15 protein-coding genes are annotated in these 21,389 nt (G+C 37.1%); 4 read left to right on the top strand and 11 right to left on the bottom strand.

Translation table 11 applies throughout. From position 1 onward, the window contains the following. Positions 1–153 precede the first annotated feature (153 nt). Positions 154–3,813: a dynamin family protein gene (locus BN6559_RS17530; RefSeq protein ID WP_110955935.1), complete on the bottom strand. Its 3,660-nt coding sequence runs from the start codon at positions 3,811–3,813 to the stop codon at positions 154–156. 176 nt (positions 3,814–3,989) lie between these two features. Beyond that, positions 3,990–4,172, bottom strand: coding sequence for a small, acid-soluble spore protein, alpha/beta type (locus BN6559_RS17525; RefSeq protein ID WP_110955934.1), 183 nt, complete (start codon positions 4,170–4,172; stop codon positions 3,990–3,992). 336 nt (positions 4,173–4,508) lie between these two features. On the opposite strand from BN6559_RS17525, the gene BN6559_RS17520 reads away from it, so the two are divergent. After that, positions 4,509–5,399, top strand: a complete 891-nt coding sequence (locus tag BN6559_RS17520) for a LysR family transcriptional regulator (RefSeq protein WP_110955933.1) — start codon at positions 4,509–4,511, stop codon at positions 5,397–5,399. Between the two features lie 36 nt (positions 5,400–5,435). On the opposite strand, the gene BN6559_RS17515 is transcribed toward BN6559_RS17520, so the two are convergent. Next, positions 5,436–6,896, bottom strand: coding sequence for a glycosyl hydrolase family 18 protein (locus tag BN6559_RS17515; protein WP_199884119.1), 1,461 nt, complete (start codon positions 6,894–6,896; stop codon positions 5,436–5,438). 190 nt (positions 6,897–7,086) lie between these two features. Continuing rightward, entirely contained in the window at positions 7,087–8,427 is a 1,341-nt protein-coding gene (locus tag BN6559_RS17510) for an anaerobic C4-dicarboxylate transporter (protein WP_110955932.1), read from the bottom strand. A 343-nt stretch (positions 8,428–8,770) separates the two neighbouring features. On the opposite strand from BN6559_RS17510, the gene BN6559_RS17505 reads away from it, so the two are divergent. Beyond that, on the top strand, positions 8,771–10,006 hold the full coding sequence (locus tag BN6559_RS17505; protein WP_110955931.1) for an LL-diaminopimelate aminotransferase: 1,236 nt from the start codon (positions 8,771–8,773) through the stop codon (positions 10,004–10,006). Positions 10,007–10,139: 133 nt separating this feature from the next. After that, the gene (locus BN6559_RS17500) at positions 10,140–11,375 is read left to right on the top strand and encodes an ATP-binding protein (protein WP_110955930.1); all 1,236 of its coding nucleotides are present in this window, start codon (positions 10,140–10,142) and stop codon (positions 11,373–11,375) included. Between the two features lie 120 nt (positions 11,376–11,495). Here BN6559_RS17500 and BN6559_RS17495 read toward each other — a convergent pair whose 3' ends face one another. Continuing rightward, positions 11,496–12,383: a YegS/Rv2252/BmrU family lipid kinase gene (locus BN6559_RS17495; RefSeq protein WP_110955929.1), complete on the bottom strand. Its 888-nt coding sequence runs from the start codon at positions 12,381–12,383 to the stop codon at positions 11,496–11,498. Positions 12,384–12,412: 29 nt separating this feature from the next. Continuing rightward, on the bottom strand, positions 12,413–14,053 hold the full coding sequence (locus tag BN6559_RS17490; protein ID WP_234407863.1) for a putative polysaccharide biosynthesis protein: 1,641 nt from the start codon (positions 14,051–14,053) through the stop codon (positions 12,413–12,415). 159 nt (positions 14,054–14,212) lie between these two features. On the opposite strand from BN6559_RS17490, the gene BN6559_RS17485 reads away from it, so the two are divergent. Beyond that, a complete protein-coding gene (locus BN6559_RS17485) occupies positions 14,213–14,980 on the top strand; it encodes a DUF4931 domain-containing protein (protein WP_110955928.1) in 768 nt (255 codons plus the stop codon). A 63-nt stretch (positions 14,981–15,043) separates the two neighbouring features. On the opposite strand, the gene BN6559_RS17480 is transcribed toward BN6559_RS17485, so the two are convergent. The 5 genes from BN6559_RS17480 to BN6559_RS17460 form a co-directional block, all read right to left on the bottom strand. Next, on the bottom strand, positions 15,044–16,663 hold the full coding sequence (locus BN6559_RS17480; RefSeq protein ID WP_110955927.1) for a peptide chain release factor 3: 1,620 nt from the start codon (positions 16,661–16,663) through the stop codon (positions 15,044–15,046). A 442-nt stretch (positions 16,664–17,105) separates the two neighbouring features. Next, positions 17,106–17,759: a YidC/Oxa1 family membrane protein insertase gene (locus BN6559_RS17475; protein ID WP_456060975.1), complete on the bottom strand. Its 654-nt coding sequence runs from the start codon at positions 17,757–17,759 to the stop codon at positions 17,106–17,108. A 297-nt stretch (positions 17,760–18,056) separates the two neighbouring features. After that, positions 18,057–19,757: an oleate hydratase gene (locus BN6559_RS17470; protein ID WP_110955925.1), complete on the bottom strand. Its 1,701-nt coding sequence runs from the start codon at positions 19,755–19,757 to the stop codon at positions 18,057–18,059. A 165-nt stretch (positions 19,758–19,922) separates the two neighbouring features. Beyond that, on the bottom strand, positions 19,923–20,129 hold the full coding sequence (locus BN6559_RS17465; RefSeq protein ID WP_110955924.1) for a capping complex subunit for YIEGIA: 207 nt from the start codon (positions 20,127–20,129) through the stop codon (positions 19,923–19,925). A gap of 8 nt (positions 20,130–20,137) precedes the next feature. Beyond that, positions 20,138–21,061: a YIEGIA domain-containing protein gene (locus BN6559_RS17460; protein WP_110955923.1), complete on the bottom strand. Its 924-nt coding sequence runs from the start codon at positions 21,059–21,061 to the stop codon at positions 20,138–20,140. Positions 21,062–21,389: the final 328 nt, after the last annotated feature.

Below are 21,389 nucleotides of genomic sequence, written 5' to 3'. Positions count from 1 at the left end.
CTTAAAAATATCTAACCTACTTCAAATAGAAATATGTTATAAGATAACAAATACGCTATTTATTTTAATTATCCTGCAAAATTTAACATTATTCGAACTATATACCTATAAAAATTCAAATTAATACCATTTTTACGGTTTTTTCAAGTCTTTTCAACTTATGTTTTTTAAATTTTGCCGGACTTCGATTAATTGTTCAGCAGAAATGCCACCATCTAAAGCAGAGAACAAACTTAGATAAAAGTCATCGGTCTGTGCTGTCATATGCAAAATGATATTATTAAATGCATTTTCCATATTCTTTTCATACAATCTCTGTATTCGTTCCTGTTCATGCTGCAAATACGTATCTGCAGCTACGCTAAGCACATTATATAGTTCATCACGCATCCCTTTGCTTTGATTTTTTTCAAAGAATGCTTTTGAATTTTTAAAGAAAGACAACGCTTTTGTAAACATCCCACTTGGAAGCTCCTTAAACGCTGCTTCAAATTCTATTTTTTCATGATTTTGTAATTCAAACAATGAGAAAGACAGGTCTTCATTGATCTCTCGAAGTGTATCACTAAGTGTAGTTTGATACTGTACTGAAATTTTCTCAGCAAACCGATCCAGTCTTACCGTCGTCGCTCTCATTTCTTGCGCAAAATCAAATCCAATTTGAGCAATCAATTCATCAAGTGCATACTGCAGAACTTTTTTCATATCGCGACCATCATCACGCAATACTGCCGGATTGAATGCTTCTTTAAAAAAGTCATTAAACCTTAAAAAGACACGTTGCTTGATATAATAAATCAATTCTTCACTTTCTTGCTGTAAACGTCGATTTAAATCCTGTGTACTCTGCTGCGTAAAAATTGCATGAATGCTGGCTTTTTCAGCTTCAATATGCATCCGTTTTTTCTGTTTAACTGCAACATCTTCCTGTGTATGTTCTATGAGTTTTTCTACCAATTGACAAACGCGCTGCAATTCTTTTTCCGATGATTTGGACGCAAGATTTGCTAAATCATTGGTAATAAAATGATAAAAAGCTTCCTCAAAAACAGACATGCCTGAATTAGCACCTGTCTCTTTTTTCAATTTTTCCTGCAATGCTGCTAAACTCGATATCGGGTATAAATGTGGATTTCGCACACCATACTCAATTAACTGTCCACGCACATATGCAATAACCGTTTCTTTTTCTTCCTCATGCTCCGCTAAATCGATGGCGTTGATCATAAAAAACATTTTATCTAACTGAAAGGATTCTTTTACTCTTCCAAGTTGAATAACAAATTCTCGATCCGCTTTTGAAAATGCATGATTATAATACGTCACAAACAAAATTGCATCCGAATTTTTAATAAAATCAAACGCTACGCCTGTATGACGGGCATTGATTGAATCAGCGCCCGGGGTGTCAACTAATGTAATCCCCTTACGAGTTAACGCACAATCATAATAAAGATCAATCGACTCAACAAAACAAGATTTTTCTTCCATCGCAACATATTCACCAAATACATCAACCGTTGTCTGAATTACCGAGCCTAATTGATTTACAAAAACATGATAGCCACGGATAAACGCCTGTAAGAAAGCATAATTTCTCTTTTCCCCCGCATTTAAGTCCTGCAAATTTTCATGAAGTTTTTCTATTTGCTGCTTTGCCGCTGTCAAATTTGGGGCCTGAACATCAAAAGCCTTTAACGCATGATTCACATCTGCAAGCATAATAGATGCCGCTTTAAGTTTAACAATGACCTCTCCATGTTGATGTATCGCATCGACTGGTTTAATTTTATTAATTGCCGCCGTCATCGGATTCGGTGAAACCGGCAACACGCTTTCTCCAATTAACGCATTTGCGAAAGAAGATTTTCCCGCACTAAACGCACCAAATAACGCAACAGTAAACCCTTGCTGATCTAATCGCTCCGCTTTTTCTGCCAATTCAGCTGCAAGCTTATGGAAACCTGGTAAATCATGTACCAGTTGAGACGCCTGTTTTAGTTTTTGAGCCATACGTTTCATTTGATCCCCAGATTCGGCAGACAACGCAGTCTTCTTTTCTTGTAAATGTAAAGGTTTGTCAATCACCTTTACATTTTCTTCTGCCTTTGTATGGTAACTATGCGCTTCACGAATTACTTCATATTCCGTTTCCTTCAATACAAAGAGATCGAATCGATCCTTACCCGGCATATTGTTCTCCTGCAGCAATATGGCAAGTCTTTTTTCTTCTGTTTCGATCGCCGCTTTATGCGCTTCTACTTTTTTTACTGCTGTAATATACCGATCCATCGCTTCTATCTTTTTCGCTGAACTTTCTTGCATTTTTGTATTTTTCTTTTCTAAAAGATGCAACATTTCAGTTTTGAGCGCAGTAATGATTTGTTTGGCAATTCGCTTAATACCATTCGCTACATCAGCCGTGTAGTTCAAAACGTATTCACCAGACATATGCGCTTCTGCTTTTAAGGCTTCAACTAATAATTGCTCAGAAAACTGAATTGAAAAGTTCTGCACTTTCTCAAGCAGGATTTTATCTTCGATACGTCTTTCTCTTAAAAACCGCAATAAAAACTCTCGGAGATGCCATTCCAACTGTGATTTTGTCTTTTTGAGTATCGCCTGATAAAACACGGTCAATCTTTCTTGCTTTGCAGCTAACGTTTTTTGTTTCGTAAACAGCAGTCCAACTTTAAAATTCGGCTGACACGATTCCAAATACGCCTGTGCAAGTGCTCTTGTTTCAAAAGGCATTAGATATGCATTTTCCATAATTTTATTGACTTCTATTTCAAAATTTCTTTTCGCATTCTCATACACGTCATGTAATTGCCGATCTTGCTCATGCAACTCTCCATAAGTATGGATTAAATCAGCCTGTTCTTGTTCAGATAGCTCACTTAAAATAACTTTGACAGGTATCAGTTTTTCTTCTTCGGTTTTTTTTCTTATTTCCAGGTGATCTTTTAAAATTTTTTGCAGAGAATAAAAAACCGATTCCAGTAATAACGTATCTTTTTCTTGCAAACGTTCCAATAAAAAAGACTGCAACTTTAAAAATTGATTTTCTTCATGATCTTCTATTTTTAATGAAGTATAAAAAACTTCCGCTGGTTTAACGCCCCATGAAGAGAATGCTTGTACCACACTCGTCTTAAACGTGTCAAATGAAAGTTCTTGATTAGAATGCTTATCGATCTGATTAATGACGAGATAAACTTCTTTGCCTGCCTCTGTCAATTCTTTTGTAAACATAAAATTCAGCTCTGATTGAACATGATTATAATCCATTACGTAAAAAATTAAATCGGCAAGATGAATCGCTGATTCCGTAGCAATACGATGTGCATCATCCGCTGAATCAATACCAGGCGTATCCAAGACTACGACCTGATCCGGCAGTTTGGAATTTGCATGACTCAGCTCAATTTCTTGAATTTGATCGCCGTCCTTACAATACCTCTTTACCATTTCATAATCATAAGGCGCTGGATATAATCGGGGTTTTCCATTCTTAAAAAACACTTTCGCATAAGATTCCCCCGATTTGACTTTTACAAGATTTGCACTTGTCGGAATCGGACTTGAAGGTAGTAGATTTTCTCCAATTAAACGATTGATCATTCTTGATTTTCCTGCAGAAAAATGACCACAAAAAGCAATCGCAAATTCTTTATGTATCAGTTTACTTGCTAGCTGCTTGATTTTATCAGCATTTTGTTGATCCTGCTCTTCCATTAAATACTCATACGCTGCTAAAAGTTTTCCCTTTAGTGCTTGCAGAGTCAGCTTACAATGCTCTGTTTGAATCATAAATTAAATCCCCTTACTACAAACTTTATCATATACATATTTTATACTATTTCCTGTCGAATCGGCAATCTTATTATCGAATCTACATACTGTGCCAAAAATGTTAAAAATAAAAACGACTTCGGGATAGTAAATACCCCGAAGCCGTTTTTATCGATTTTTAGTAGGCACGTATACTAGTATGCATTGCCTTGATCATTTTTTGTCATTTTATCTTCACCGCGTTTGATCGCTTCCCGAACCATAGAACCGACTTCGCCGCTTGTAACATCAGACCAATCTCCATCTGCAACTTTGTCACCAAAACCTAAATCGTTCGCCAACTGATATTTCATTTTTTCAGACATTACCTTTGCCATAAACAGTCGCCTCCAATTCGTTGATTTTGGATCGCCATTTATAGTTTACACATAAACGTCATATATTATTCTTAAAGTTTTTCCTTAGAAATTCAGGATTCTTTTTATTTTTTACAAAAAAAATTTTTATTATTCATAAATAGAAATAATAAAAATAGTGGCATAATTATGTAATTTATGATAAACTTACACAATATTATAAATTTTTTATTTTTTTATTAAATTAATTATATCATGTTATAATATTGGTTAAAAATATGATATAATAATACTTAAATAATCATTGATTATTATAATTGATTATTATAAATGCTAATAAATAGATGGAGAGAAAAAATGGAATTAAGACAATTAGAATATTTTCAAATGGCTAGCCGCCTAAAAAACATTACACGTGCAGCAGAAAGATTGAGAGTATCTCAACCAAATATTACAGTTGCTATCAAAAAACTTGAGGCTGAACTCGGTATACAATTGTTCGACCGCAGTCAAAAACAGCTATCATTAACACCCGAGGGTGCTGTATTTTTAAATCGTATTGAACTTGCCCTCCGCAACATTCAAGATGCGGTACTTGAAGTAAATGATTACAAACAATTACAAAAAGGCACGATTAAAATCGGTATTCCTTCCATGATCGGTGCATATTTGTTTCCAAAAATATTTTCAAGTTTTCAACGTCGCTATTCTCACTTAGATATTTATCTATATGAAGAAGGTTCTATGGCAATTCGTGAACAATTAGAACGTGACGAATTGGATTTTGGTATTGTTATCCTTACGGATGCTTCACCAAATTTACAATTGTTACCGATGTCAAACAACCAAATCATGGCTTGTATTCCTCCGCAAAATGAGCTCTCCCAGAAAACGTCATTATCGTTTTCAGATCTGGAAAATACCGATCTTATTATGCTAAAACAAGGCTCTTACCTGCGTAATCTAGTATTACAAAAGTTAAAGGCTGCAAACATTGATCCAAATATCGTATTGGAATCTAATCAAATTGAAACAATTAAGGGGTTAGTTGCTTCAGATGTGGGAATTGCTTTCCTAATTGACTTTATTGTTCACGATACACCTGGTATTAAGACAATCCCACTTAGCGAACCACTTTTTGTTGATATCGGGTTAGCTTGGAAAAAAGATCGTTACATTTCCCGTGCAGCACAATCTTTTATCGATTTCTGCAAAGGTACATTAACCTTACAAAATCAAGTGAAATAAAAAACTCTTACGCGAAGCTATTCGCGTAAGAGTTTTTTATTTTTTCGTATCCTGCTTTATTTCTGCAACAGGGTTCTCTTTTAAGCCTTTTTCAATGACTTGCCAGATTTCTTGCTTTTCAAAACCTCTGCGCCATGCAGCAAGGCCTGCCAAATGATAACGATTTACTAACTCTACTTTTAACGCCATGGATCGTTCATCTTCTTGCCATACACGATACTTTTTGCCGTTCTCTATATATTCAAAATAATATTGACCCTTTTCAGGTAGCCACTGTGGCTGTAATTGATATTTTTGTATTGTTTGTTCAGCCATTTCCATTGTCATTGTTTTAACATTGGTTTTCTGCCCCGCAAAGTTTTCTTCCCATTCTCGCATATAAAAAGGAACACCTAACACCAATTTTTCTGCCGGAACATCTTTCAAGGTTTTTTGCACGCCGTTTTCAACCCACTGAATTGAAGCAACCGACCCGCTAATTGGGCTAGAGCGCCAATGTTCATCATATGCCATTAGCATTACATAATCAACGTTTTTCGCTAAACCAGTACGATCATAACAAGCTGACCATTGTGAAACGCCAGAAGGAATTGTTACATCAATGGATACCTTAGCATGCAACTTATGCAAAGTCTCTGTAATCTCTTGAACAAATTCTGTAAGTTGGTCCTTATCCTCATCATAAATATTTTCGAAATCTAAATTAATTCCATCCAACTGATAAAGACTGACATATAAAGCTAACTGTTTTATTACATTTTGCCTTGCCCGCTCATTATGTAAAACGCTTTTTGTTAAATCCGGATCAAAACTATTGGTAATCAGCGCCCACACTTGGTATCCTCTTTCATGTGCATCTTTTACATACCGTATACTCGCTTTATTACGTATTGCACCGTCTTCAGCGACAATTTCAAACCATGATGGGGATACAACATTGAGTCCTTCTATTTTATCAGTTTTCGTAATATCAGTTTTTTCCTCAAATGTAGGCTGCCAAACCAAATTAATTTTTTGTCCCGCTAAAGATAACCGCTCATTGGCTGTTAAAATGCGAGGATTAAAAGAACTATATTGGTTCATAGAAATTTTTACTGTTTCCTCATCAGCTTCACTCGTAAAACCAAGTATTTTTTCCGCAACTTCTCTATCAACATAAGATTGACCTTCTATCATCTTGTATGGCAAAGAGAATGTTGTGCTTGAGAAAAATTTTCTAGAAAATGCAGCATCTTCAAATCGTACACGAGGTAAGGAAAACTTAATTTTAACCTGCTTTTCCTTCTCGTCTAAACGCATATTACTATAGATATGCGCTTGAAGCACATCTACCGGAATCAAATCTTCACCCTGATCAAACCTGACAAACTGCTCCGTGTTGATTGCATTTTCTCCGTCATGAATTACAATCGCTTTAGGCAGTGCATTTGCCTGTCCAATGTCCGCGCAACCAAATATAAAACTGACCAACATCAATAAAATGAAACGCTTCTTCATAAAAAACCCCCTTCTCGACCTATCAAACCGCACTAAAAGAATTATCCTACAATATCGTCATGAAATCAACAGTGAAATCGTATAAATATAGAAATACATAAAAAACAGTATCAATAGCACAAAACGCTATTGATACTGTTTTTTGTACATAACGAAGTCAGGCAGAACTTCGTATTATTTAAATCTGCTTTTAATAAAGCGTATGAACAAGGATATACCCTACACAAGAACCAACAAAAATTCCAATCAAACCAGGAATAATAAAACTATGATTGATAATGAATTTACCAATACCGGTTGTTCCTGAACGGTCAAATCCAATACATGCCAAATCAGATGGATATGTAGGCAGTACAAAATATCCATAACAAGCTGAAATAAAAGATAAAACGATCAGTGGATCCACACCTACACTCAATGCCATTGGCACAATGATCGCCAATGCGGCAGCTTGCGAGTTAACAAGTTTTGATACTAAAAACAATACAATTGCATAAGACCAAGGATAATCAATTACAATTTGTCCTAAAGACTTTTTCAATAATGGTAAGTATGCACCAAAATAAGTTTCGGCCATCCACGCAACACCATAAACAGATACAACTGCAACCATCCCAGCTTTAAATACTGAGCCATTGCTAACATCTGATGCCTTTACTTTACATACCAGCATAATTACAGCCGCAATAACAAGCATGCACATCTGAATTGTAAGTGTCATCGATAAAGCCTTCATTTTTCCTTTTGCATCAGCAAAATGCGGAAGTAAATCAGGGAAACTACCAAATATCGCAATAATAAGAATACCGATTAAGAAGATCGCCGTTGCCCAGTAAGCTGTTTTTGGTAATTCTTTACCAACTAAACTTTCAGAATCTCCATAGATATAAGCTTTTTGTTCAGGATCAGCAATTCTCGCTTGGAATTCTGGATCCTTATCCAAATCTTTACCACGATTAATACTCCACAAACCCGTAGCTACAACACCACAAAACGTAGCCGGTATAGATACTGCTAAAATTTGCACTACACTAAAATGTGTACCCGTAACTGCAAGCATTGCAACTACAGAAACAACCGCTACAGATGCAGGCGATGCACAAATTCCCATCTGTGATGCTACAGATGCCGCTGCCATTGGACGTTCCGGACGAATGCCCTGTTTGATTGCAATATCATATATAATCGGAAACATAGTATATACAACATGGCCTGTACCACACAATACAGTTAAAAACCAAGTTGTAATTGGCGCCAAAACAGTTACATACTTTGGATTACTACGCAAGAATTTTTCTGCGTATTTCAACATAACTGTCAAACCATTTGACGCCTGTAAAAAACCAGAACAAGTAACAACTGCCATAATGGTCAACATTACATCTACCGGTGGCTTCCCTGGTGTCAAATGAAAAACAAATACAAAAATGACCAGACCAATCCCAGAAACAACGGCCAATCCCAAGCCGCCATGTCTAACGCCGACGATTAAACAAGCTAACAATATGACAAACCCTAAAATAATTTCCATAAATACACCCCTTAGATATGATTGCTATGAAAACGTTTTACATAATGCCTTTTATTTAAATTTGATAACCCATATTTATATATACCAATTATTTAATAATAAACAGTAATTATCAGAACAATTTAAATATTATGTATAATTATTTTCACATTGGTTATTATAGTATAAATTAAATATATAATCAAGACCTATTATAATAAATTTCCAAATTATTTTTATAATTGACAATTTTTTTATCAATAAATTCTTCGAAAACTACCCAAAATTCAACATTTATTGTATAATTATTTAGCATAATACTTTTTGTATTAATAAGTAAATCAATAGGAGGTTTTCTGAATATATGGCTTTAATTAATGAGAATTACTTAAAATTACCAGGAAGTTACTTGTTTGCTGAAATTGCACGTCGTGTAACCAGCTTCAAACAAAGCAATCCTGATGCAGACATTATCCGTCTTGGGATCGGTGATGTAACACAACCCCTTGCACCTGCTTCTATTAAGGCAATGCATGATGCGGTTGAAGAATTGGCAAACCAATCTTCATTCCGCGGTTATGGACCTGAACAAGGCTATGACTTTTTAATTGAAAAAATCATTGAAACAAATTATACAAGCCGCAATATTAAAATCGCTACTGACGAAATTTTCGTAAGTGACGGCTCCAAAAGTGACGTCGGCAATATTCAAGAGATCTTCGGCACTGATAATGTAGTTGCAATTACAGATCCGGTTTATCCTGTTTACTTAGACACGAATGTTATGGCTGGGCGTACAGGCACATTGCAAGAAAATGGCATGTTTGAAAAAGTTGTTTATTTGCCTTGTAATGCTGAAAATAACTTTACACCTGCTTTGCCAAAAAGCAGAGTGGATATGATTTATCTTTGCTGCCCGAATAATCCAACTGGTACAACGCTCTCGAAAGAAGAATTAAAAAAATGGGTAGATTATGCAAAAGCCAATGGTTCCATTATCCTGTTTGATGCAGCCTATGCCGCATATATTACAGAAGACGATGTGCCTCGTTCTATTTATGAAATTGAAGGTGCAAAGGATGTTGCAATTGAGTTTAGATCCTTCTCTAAGACAGCCGGCTTTACTGGTACACGTTGTGCATATACAGTAATTCCAAAAACGGTGATGGCTAAAGATTCTAAAGGTGAAGAGCATCCTCTAAATCAATTATGGAATCGCCGTCATACAACGAAATTCAATGGCACGCCTTACATTGTACAACGCGGTGCTGAAGCAATTTATACGCCAGAAGGGCAAGCACAGATTAAAGCAACGATTGATTATTATATGACAAATGCAAAGATTATCCGTGAAGGATTACTTGCTGCTGGCATTCAAGCTTTTGGTGGTGTCAACGCCCCTTATATTTGGTTGAAAACTCCACAAAATCTAGATTCATGGAGCTTCTTTGATAAATTATTAAATGAAGTACATATCGTAGGTACGCCTGGTGCCGGCTTCGGTCCATCTGGCGAAGGGTATTTCCGCTTGACTTCTTTTGGTAATAGAGAAAATACGGAAAGAGCCATTGAACGCATTAAAAATAAATTAAAAATTTAACATACGAGATCAAATAACGCTTTGCTAAAATGCAAAGCGTTATTTTCATTTCTTTACAAGATTACATCTTAACATTTACTTTATTCCCCTATTGCGTTATACTAATTGAATACTTATTTATAGGAGGCACCCTATGATTAAACCTAATCTAAATGAATTTATTGTTTGTCGTCCGCTCCTAACGGATCCTATATTTACAAAATTAATCACCTACTTAGAAAATACGCAAAACATCAATTTGCGCAATACGTTGATCACAGAACTTATAGAAAAAGCCGAAAACCTGGGGTTATCCGGAAACCTCATTTGCAGCTATACGACTTATATTATGGCGCAGGGAAATCATATCGCCGCTTTCATGGCAGAACGTTCAAACGGACAACTTGGTTCCAGCCTGCACGCTGCATTTAAAGAAGATATGCATCCTATGTACTATCTATTAAATTTAGTCCCCAGCCAATTTTTAAATACAAAAATTTTAGACAATTACCAACCGACGATACGTAATACCTCGCCTGCTTTTATCAGCTTACAGACAAAACTTAAAGCAAGTTCTTCACCTGAAGAGCTCGCAGATTTATTCATCGACCACTATGCCGTATATGGGTTTGGAGACATTGCCAACTACGGTGCATTTCGTTGGGATTCTGAAAACACATTAGTTGGTATTCAATATTTTGATCCAATGAAGTTAGATGATCTTATTGGCTATGACACCCAGAAAAACTTATTAATTTCTAACACAGAGGCCTTTATAGCAGGAAAACCAGCAAATAATGCTCTACTCGTCGGCGCACGAGGCACTGGTAAGTCTTCAGCCGTGAAAGCACTGGCAAATACCTATTTCGATCAAGGGCTGCGTTTGCTTGAAATTACCAAGTACCAACTCATTCATTTGCCGAAAATCATGGAAGCACTGCGTTTATATAACAGCAAAAAATTCATCATCTTTTTAGACGATTTATCCTTTGAAGACTTTGAGGTTGAATACAAATATTTAAAATCTGCAATTGAAGGCGGCGTTGAATCGAAACCTGCCAACGTGCTCATCTATGCTACTTCCAATCGCCGTCATCTCATTAAAGAAACTTGGAAAGACCGCGGTGAATCGAATGATGAAATACACCGCAATGATACTTTAAATGAAACCATTTCTTTATCTGATCGTTTTGGTTTAACCATTCATTATCTTGCACCAAACCAAGCAGAATATCTCAACATCATCACTGCTTTACTTAAAAAGCACAATATTTCTTTAGATGAATCAATTCGTGCGCAAGCACTCCAATGGGAAATGATGCATTCCGGTCGTTCCGGACGCACTGCCCAACAATTTGTAAACTATTATCTAGGAATCCTTTGCAAATAAGATTTTTATAGCAAACACTAACTAGGGATGTCGCATACAAAAAAGTGCGACATCCCTATTCTTTCGTATTTCTGTCTTTTTTTGAAAAAATACGTTCCGAATTTTCTATTTTCTAAATCCTCACTTCGATTCATAAAATAAATTTAATTTGCCCTGCAAAGTCTTAATATGTAATGGCAATTTAGGCCCAAGTTCCCCATCAAGGTCACTCTCAATACACTCTGTACAGTCAATACAAATATCTTTTGCCTGCAAATAAATCACATTATTCCGCTTTGTGATATCATTTCCTGCTAACAACTCCACCGCTAACCCCATAAGTTCAGGAATACTACATTGTTTCACGATAATCATATCTAATTTACCATCATCAATTTTTGCATGCGTTGCAATATTCTTCATACTGCCAACCGTACCACTATTAATGATCACAAATAAAAATACATTTTCATGAATGACGAGACCATCCGCTTGGATCGTCAAATTTAACGCTCGAAAGCCAGGAATTTCCCCTAACCCTTTTAAATAATACGCCATTTTACCAATTGCATTTTTCAGTCCAGCATCCACCTTATGGGCAACAGACGTCAATACGCCGGCACTTGCTACGTTAATAAAATACTTATCGCCAATTTTTCCAATGTCGATTGGCATCACTTTTCCACGTGCAATCGCTTTAATATATCCATCTAAATCTTCATTAATGCCTAAAAAAGAAGCAAAATCATTAGAGGTGCCGCTTGCTATAATTCCAATCGGCAGATCGATCTCATGCTGAATCATAAGATTTATAATTTCATGTACAGTGCCATCTCCACCTGATATAACAATTCCATCAACATCAACACTTTGAAAAAAAGCAATAAAACTCTTTTCATTCTCTTTCTGCGTGCGATAAGGTATGATAATGCAATCATTTTCTAAAAATTTTGCAAAAATATCATCCAGTTTATATTTAAACATCGCATCTCCAGAAACTGGATTATAGACAAGAATTAATTTTTTCATTCTAATCCCGTCACATCCTTCTACCAAAATTATTTAAATGCACCAATACGACGCAAAAGCTTCGTTAATATAGAGCCAACCATTGGTACACGTTCTACATCACGCTGGCTAATTCCGCCAATGAAGATCAACACAACAACATAAACAATACACCCAACCAAAATAGAGCCCAGCGTAGCTACACTATTCATCTGGAAATACGCCATCGCGTATAAATAAGAGAAATACAATGATATTCCCATCAGCGTAGTCGCAAAAATAGTTTTTACAACCTGTTTAAGATCTATATTATATCCGATATATTTATGCAGAAAATATAAATTCATAATCGCAGCAATCCCAATGTCAGCAACCGTTGCCCATGCAGCGCCCTGAATACCAAGTGCCGGTTGTGCCGTAAGTCCCCAATTCAATGCAACTTTAGCAATCGCTGCAATGATCATATTCATCATCGGAATCGAGGTATGACCAAGTCCTTGTAAAACCCCAGTCGTTACCTGATGAATACCTAACAGCACAATACTGGTGGATAATACACGCACAGTCGGCCCTGCACCCGTTGCGTTATAGATCAGTTCTGAAATAGGCGTATCCAACATAAATACGATGATAAAAGCCGGGAAACTAATCAAATTAGAAATTCTCATAGCAGCAGAAGTCTGCTGGAATGAACGCAACTTATCACCAAGTGCTTGTGCCTCTGAAATCGCTGGCACAATACTAACTGCCAAAGATGCCGTCAAAATCGTCGCCAAATTAATCAATGGTACCGCCATACCTGTCAAATATCCAAAGAGTTCCGTTGCCTGACTTACACTATAACCAGCGACTTCTAATCTGGCCGGAACAATCATTAAATCTAAATTTGCTACAACCGGTAACATAATGCTTGATGCCGAGACTGGCAATGCGAGTGCAAAAATACGCCGGATAATTTTCAAACTGGATTCATGTTTTGTTTTTGTTTCTACAATCTGACCGCTATATTCACGTGTGATATCCCGCTCTAGCTGCCAGTGATAATAAATAAGGACAATTACGCCTGCCACTGCCCCGGCACAAGCACCTAAACTCGCACCTGCGGCCGCAAACTCAAGCCCCTGCGGCAATAAAAGATTGGCAAATAAAATCATCGTAATGACTCGAAAAATTTGTTCCACAATCTGTGAAACAGCCGTCGGTGTCATCCGCTGCCAGCCTTGTAAATAACCGCGTGAACTCGCCAAAAGCGTAACAAAAAATATGGCTGGTGCCAAAGCTGCTACGGAGTAATACGCTCTTGGATCACGGATAAATCGATACTCAATTAAAAAACCAGCACCAAAATATGTAGCTAAGCTGAAAAACAAGCCCGTAACCGCCATTAACGCAAGCGAAATTCGAAAGATCCTTTTTGCGCCCCATATATCTTTTAATGCAATTTTTTCTGCCGTAATAATCGAAATCGCAACTGGCACACCCGCCGTTGATATGCTGAGTGCCAATAAATAAATAGGAAATGCCATTTGGTAGAGACCGATCCCTTCACCGCCCAAAACCCTTGACACAAAGATCCAATTTAGAGAACCGATGACTTTTACAACAATACCAGCAATCGCGAGAATAAAAGTGCCTTTAAGAAAAGACTCACTCGTATTTGCTTTTTCTCCTTGATTACTAATGTATAACACCTGCCTTAAAGCAAACTTTCGCTTTCCTTTTTAACATAAATCTATATAATATATAGTATAGTAAATGAAAAAAACAAACACTATATTTTTATCAAGCTAAAAAATTATATCATTTCTAGCCATAGTATTCCAGTATTAATTTAACAAGAAGGTGACTCCATGCCAACGAATTATTTAGGTTTTAATGTCTCCATTGGTCAAAAAAAACCTGAAAACATTATAAATACCACTGCAAAATGTCCATTTTGCGACCGCACTGCACTGACAGACATCATCGCAGAAGAAGATGATCTGCTGTTGATAAAAAATAAATATCAAGTTCTCCAAAACTCTGAACAAACCGTATTAATTGAAACGCGCGACTGCAATTCAGAACTATCTGAATATAGCAAAGAACATCTGTATAAATTAATAAAATTCGGCGTAAAACATTGGTTTAAGATGTACGCATCTAATCTATATAAATCTGTACTCTTTTTCAAAAATCACGGACCGCTTTCAGGCGGCACAATCCGCCATCCGCATATGCAAATCGTTGGGCTGACAGATATCGACTGCTATAGCGACCTCGATCCCAAAGAATTTGAAGGCGTCGTCATCCAGCGCAGCAATGGCGTTGAACTGAACGTTTCAACTTATCCTAAAATCGGTTTTTCTGAATTCAACATCGTTATGGACGATAATAAAAACCTAGAACAGCTTGCAGATTATATTCACGTTGCCGCCCATTATCTTTTACACAATGGACCACACACACATTGCAAAAGCTATAATATATTCTTCTACTTAATAGACGGTCTTATTCGTGTGAAAATCTTGCCACGCTTTGCTACCTCGCCCCTATTTATCGGTTATAATATTCACTTGATCCCGACTAATATTGAAACCATTGTCAAAAACGTACAAAAACTTTACTTTAGTAAGTGAAAAAATATACAAAAGAACAGAGGATTTGCAGATTATGCCTGCGCTTCCTCTGTTTTATTTCATTCAGGCTTCTTTTTTATCTGGCGGAACATGGAATAAATCAATGCCTGGATTATTGTCCGCAATCCAGCCCAATGCCCATTCATTGCTCACCAGTAAAACCGGACGCTGCTTAATATCGTATACAAACATACCGCGCTCTGCTCCACGCAGTGATGCCGGTGTTATCTCCCCACCATTTTGCGCTTTTAACCAACGTGCAACTTCATATGGCTGCATTTGCATTAAAATATCAACCCCATACTCATTTTTGAGCCGATACTCCAACACCTCAAATTGCAAGCTTCCAACCGTACCTACAATGTAAGACTCGGTTCCCGCACCAGCCTGCTGAAAGAGCTGCACTGTCCCCTCTTGCGTCAGCTGCGTGATCCCCTTGACAAATTGCTTACGCTTCATTGTATCTTTTGCCTGTACACGTGCAAATTGCTCCGGCGGAAAAACAGGGAAATCCGCAAAAGAAAACTTCTCGCCTTGCTGACATAAGGTATCGCCGATACTAAATACACCCGGATCAAAAAGCCCCACGATATCACCGGGATACGCTTCATCAATGATCGTTCTATCCTGCGCTAAAAACTGCTGCGGTTGCGCAAGTTTTAACATCTTGCCCGTCTTATCATGATACACAGACATACCACGCGTAAATTTACCTGAACAAATTCGTATAAATGATAAACGATCACGATGCGCAGGATTCATATTCGCCTGAATTTTAAATACAAATGCAGAAAACTTCTCATCATTTGGCGCGATCTCTCCATTTGAAGAAGTTCGTGCTGCCGGCGGCGGTGCCAGGCGTAAAAACTCTTCTAAAAAGTTTTGCACACCGAAATTCGTCATCGCACTACCAAAAAACATCGGTGTCAATTCACCATGCGCGACCTTTTCCAAATCAAAATCATCACCGGCCATATCTAGAAGTTCTATATCCTCTATCAAAGATTGGTGAATATCTTTTCCCAATAACTCCGCAAAAGCCGGATCTTCTACAGAACCAACAACAGATGAAAGTACATTCTGTCCATGCGAACCATCTTCATCAAATAACTCTACCTGCGCCTTCTGACGATCATAGACGCCCTTATAATTGCCATCCACACCTACAGGCCAATTCATTGGATACGCGTTAATTTCTAGAACCTTTTCGATTTCTTCCATTAAGTCAATCGGTGATTTACCAAACCGATCTAATTTATTCACAAAAGTAAAAATTGGAATACCACGCTGTTTACAAACTTTAAACAGTTTTTTTGTCTGTGCTTCGACCCCTTTTGCCACATCGATAATCATGACAGCACTATCCACTGCCATTAACGTGCGATACGTATCCTCACTAAAGTCTTGATGCCCAGGCGTATCTAAAATGTTAATCCGGAATCCATTGTAATCAAACTGCAGCACACTAGATGTTACAGAAATACCACGCTGTTTTTCGATTTCCATCCAGTCAGATACAGCATGACGCTGCGTTTTTCTGGATTTTACTGAACCAGCTAAATGAATCGCTCCTCCGTATAGCAACAATTTCTCTGTCAAGGTGGTTTTACCAGCATCCGGATGAGAAATAATCGCAAAAGTGCGACGTCTATTAATTTCCTTATTGAGTTCTTCTGTTGACATTTACATCCTCCAAAACTAATCAATCAAGCAAGATTTAAGCAACTTGCTGCATATTGACACTGAAAAATTTGCATTGCTTCTATTTTACCATATTTAGCGAAAAAATCGAAATGTATCTTGCTATTTTTATTATTTTATCCTAAAAGTCACAACTATACGGTTTCATTCATACTATAGAATTATATAAATACCTACAAAAACTAAATATAACGAATAATTACTGCTATGAAAGGAGAAAATTTCATGGGGTATGGTAACTTTGGTGGCTTTAATGGTAACGGTGCTTGGATTATTATCATCATCATCATCCTGCTTTTCTCATGCTGTGGTTATAGAAACAATTGCTCCTCTGATTTATGGTAATAAAATAAGCTCTTGCAAACAACTTTGCAAGAGCTTATTTTAGCTTGGAAAGCCGGACTCTAGAAAGAATGTTTACGAATTACGAACCGGCAACTTCCTTTCTTTGCAGCAACCGCTGCTGTACCATTTGTACCAGGTTGCTGACGACCCAGTATAAACCAAGGCCGGCTGGAAAATGCCAAGTCATATATCCAACAAAAAGCGGCATAACAAGTCCTATCACTTCACCACCCGCCGCTGAACTCAAAGCTTCTAGGCGACCTTGCCTCGATAAAAGATAGGTCGTTACAACTACCAATATCGGTAAAATGTGAAAGTGATCTACAGCCGACAAGTTTTTTATCCATAGAAAGCCAGGATGACTTACATATTTATAATTTCGCAACGCATAAAACATACCACTCAAAATCGGCATCTGCAAAAGAAGCGGCAAACATCCGGCGAGCGGATTCACCCCTGTCTCTTTATATAAATCAGTCATTGCTTTTTGTTGTGCAATTTTATCATCTTTATATTTTTCCTGCACAACTTTCATTTGAGGCCCAAGCTTTTTCATCGCTTTCATTGATTTCACTTGTTTTGCCGTTAACGGAAACAATAAACTTTTAATAACAACCGTGAATAAAATGATCGCTACACCATAATTCGGAAATCCTAAATCGGCTGTAATATTATAAAAAAAAGTCACCACCGACTGCATCATCCCAACAAAATAATCGAACAAAAATTTCACATCCTTCATTTTACAGCATACACATGTTTATGCAAAAACATGAATAAAGCTTTTTAGAAATTTATCCTTCTTAACAAAATACAGCTACCCTAATTATAATTCAACTAAAGAATACTCTTTCAAAAGATACTTGTCAACAAAATTACCGAACGCTCCTGATACACAGCAATACGATTAAATCTTATATACAAGCATTAAGATTCCCCACCTTAAGCTAATGCTGAATTATAAAAAACAGCAGACAGCGCTAAAACAAAGGCGATCTGTCTACTGCTAATTTTCCGCTCATACTTCAGCTTACGATTTAAGCAGTGCTTCTAGTTCCGTTCCTTGCAATAATTTTCCAAGGGGCAAATCCTTCAAGGAGATTTTATCCATGTCTAAACAAGTCTTTGCAGCATTTACTAGGACGCGCACATCATACTGGCTTGGATATACAGGCTCCACAATTTTATCTAAATCCATGAGTCCATACACCGCCATCATCGCACTACGCACAGAATATTCTACCGTAAAAACACAATCGTTTGGAACCTCTGCAAATTGTCCGATAAAACCAAAGTTTTTACTGCCCGTTGGAATAACCGCTGGACGGTCACCAGCAACGCGCGGCATAAACTGCGAAGTAATATATGGCATCATACTTGGAATAACATTTACCGTGTGACGCAGAATTTCAGGAATTTGATTCTTTAACCCCATATGATAGAGCAACTCCTCAAACATTTCTTTCCCAGTACACTCCGAAATAGTTTTAGAAATATAATTACCCGCCACATCCATATTTAAAGCATATGCCCAAAGCACCTTAACATTAGGCGGTTGGTTGATAAAATGCGGCTGCTTAGGAACCACCCAGCTCATCAGCCAATTAGAATCCTTAATCGTAACCAATCCTCCCATACCCGGTTTATCTCCCGTAAGCTCCAATAGGTATGGAAATACAACAGTATCATCTTTAAGCGTAATCGTAAAAGATAGCCACTTTGTTTTGTCTATGTCACTGCAAAATACTCCAGGATGTCCAAAATCCGGCGATTTCTTCGAAATCTTTTCCCATACTGAAAAACATCCTTTATCCGGTGAACAATTCAACTCCGCGGGATGATCAATATCACCTCTTACTGTATTTTGCGTCATTGATCCGTTCGTAAACAATACTAAATCACAATTTTTTACCTGCACTGATCCTTGCTTTCCATCCTCTGTATAATGAATCGCAGTCACCGTCTTCTCATTGCCTGAAAAACTGAAATCAATGTCCGTGACAGTAACCCCATATTGAAAAATTACACCTTTTTGCTTCAGCCAATTCACCAATGGCAAAACAAGTGAATCATACTGATTATATTCTGTATGCAAAATTCCAATCAAACGATTCATACCACCTATTAAATGCATAAACCGTTCCATATATCGTTTTACTTCCACTACACTATGCCATTTTTCAAAGGCAAACATCGATGCCCAAAAGTACCAAAAATTCGTATTAAAAAAATCCGAACTGAAATACTGTTCTATCGTCGTATCTTTAAGCTTCTCTTCTGTCAACAGATGTAATTTCGCCAATTCCATAGCATTGCTCTTTGATAGTCCCAATGTGGAAAAATCAGTTTTTTCTCCTTGATTGCAGACAAGCCGGCAATGCGATTCAATCGGTTCTATTAAATTCAGTTCACGAAATTCATCCAATACACTACGTGATGGATCGTTAATCGATGGAATAAAGCTAAAAAGCTCCATAAAACATTCAAAATGCTCTTCTATTTCACGGCCGCCACGCGCCGTATAACCAGCCTCCGCTGTACCCGCTCCATCCATAGAACCACCTACAACATCCAGCGCTTCCAGCACATGAATATTTTCACCCGGCATATGTGCATCCCTAATGAGGAAAGCAGCAGCCGCTAAACTAGCAATGCCACCCCCAATCAAATATGCCTGTCTCGTTTTAATATTTTCCGGTGCCTTAGGATTAATCTTCTGATAACTTCCCATGATCGACTTCCTTCCTACTTTATAAATTATATTCTCTATATAAAACTGCCATCCTTAATATGACCTTTGCATACATGCACTATACGCAGCCTGCCATATCATATCAATATTAATTTATTATTTTTATTGAAAAGGCAATGAACCTGTTCCGTTGTTCCTTCTTGCTTAACCACGCAGTACTAAATAGATTCCATTACTCAATAACATAACATCGCCTTTGACAGCTTTAGAAATTTCCACAGTCAATTTTTCTTGTTCCTTTTCATCTCGAGCTTCAATGATGAGCTCTGTACCTCCCGTAACCTTATGACAAGATAAAACAACGGCTGCTATGATGATTGATGATTGCACCTGCGCATACTCATTCCCCATTCACGCTCCTACCTTTCCTTAACTTTTGTTTTTAAAACTGCATGACTTTTTTTCACAGATTCTAATAATGGCGTATTTTTAACAACCTGAATTAATTTTTCTATATCTCTAACGATTGGAACAAAAAGAATGATAATTTCATCTGTTTGATAATCTTTCCTTGTGAAATTATAACGTTTCGCCCCTAATGAACGAGTGGCTTCGAATAAGATCGCTTTTCGTTGACCAAAATTGTGAAGCGCTATCGCATCATGCTTCTCATGTGGCTCTATAATAACAGCAACACCCTCTTCGACGATTAGTTTTTGCGCACTTTTCGTCCCGACTAAATTTGTAACGAAAATCCCCTCAACAAAAACCTCGGAGCCTTCTACTGTTATTTCTGCAAGCCGTACCTGCGCGATATCTCCAACAGTTTTTCCATTTGAAAAATTACTAATCATCCTATACATGATGAAACCAGCACTAGCACCAATAACTGCTTGTACAATCAATCCCACATGGAAAGCTACTGCAATCTCCATAGAAACTGCTGAAATAAATGATACGACCAGAGCAAAATAATTTCTTGCCTCGAACGTCTTAGCGATCCCATCTATATATGCATCACCTCGCGGCGTATATTCCGTCGCCTCTAATCCTTTCAGACTCTCACGTTCTGTTCTTCTCACATCCCTAAAGTGTTGGACTGCTAAGGCAAGAAATGTGACTGCAGTATAATTATTTGATTTAATCGCAGGAATTGCGGCAGCCCCGATCGAAGCCGCAATAAAAGCCAGAACAATATGAATCAAATATCCGTTGGGGTAGGATGGATATTGTTTATAATCTACCTTTAAAACAAGAATCCGCGCCATAGTCCCCATAATGATTGCCACAACAATTAACAATAAATCTTCCGGCGAAATTAAAGCTGCCGCCCGCCCATCCATTGTGATCACCTCTATTCAATAGATATCAAACTTAAACTAAACTCTATTCTTTTTCAACATTTAGGCATATACGCTTGATACTTATCCATATATATTATCCTTATATAAACGTCAAACTTTTATAACGATATAAACATTCCTCCTGAATTAAATCTTGCATATAGTATTAACGAAATTAAACTGTATATGAACGATAATTTAACGATACACAATTTTTATAAAATTCAAAGTATAAAAAACGGGCTGATAACTACGATTTATTCCGTAATTATCAGCCCATTTTATTTTTAGAGAAAAATACTCTATTAAAGATACTGTACGTTGTTTT

It is taken from the genome of Massilibacillus massiliensis, from assembly GCF_900086705.1.
In the GTDB taxonomy this organism is placed as follows: Bacteria; Bacillota; Negativicutes; order FLKF01; family FLKF01; genus Massilibacillus; species Massilibacillus massiliensis.
This window is presented reverse-complemented; position numbering and strand designations above follow the sequence as displayed.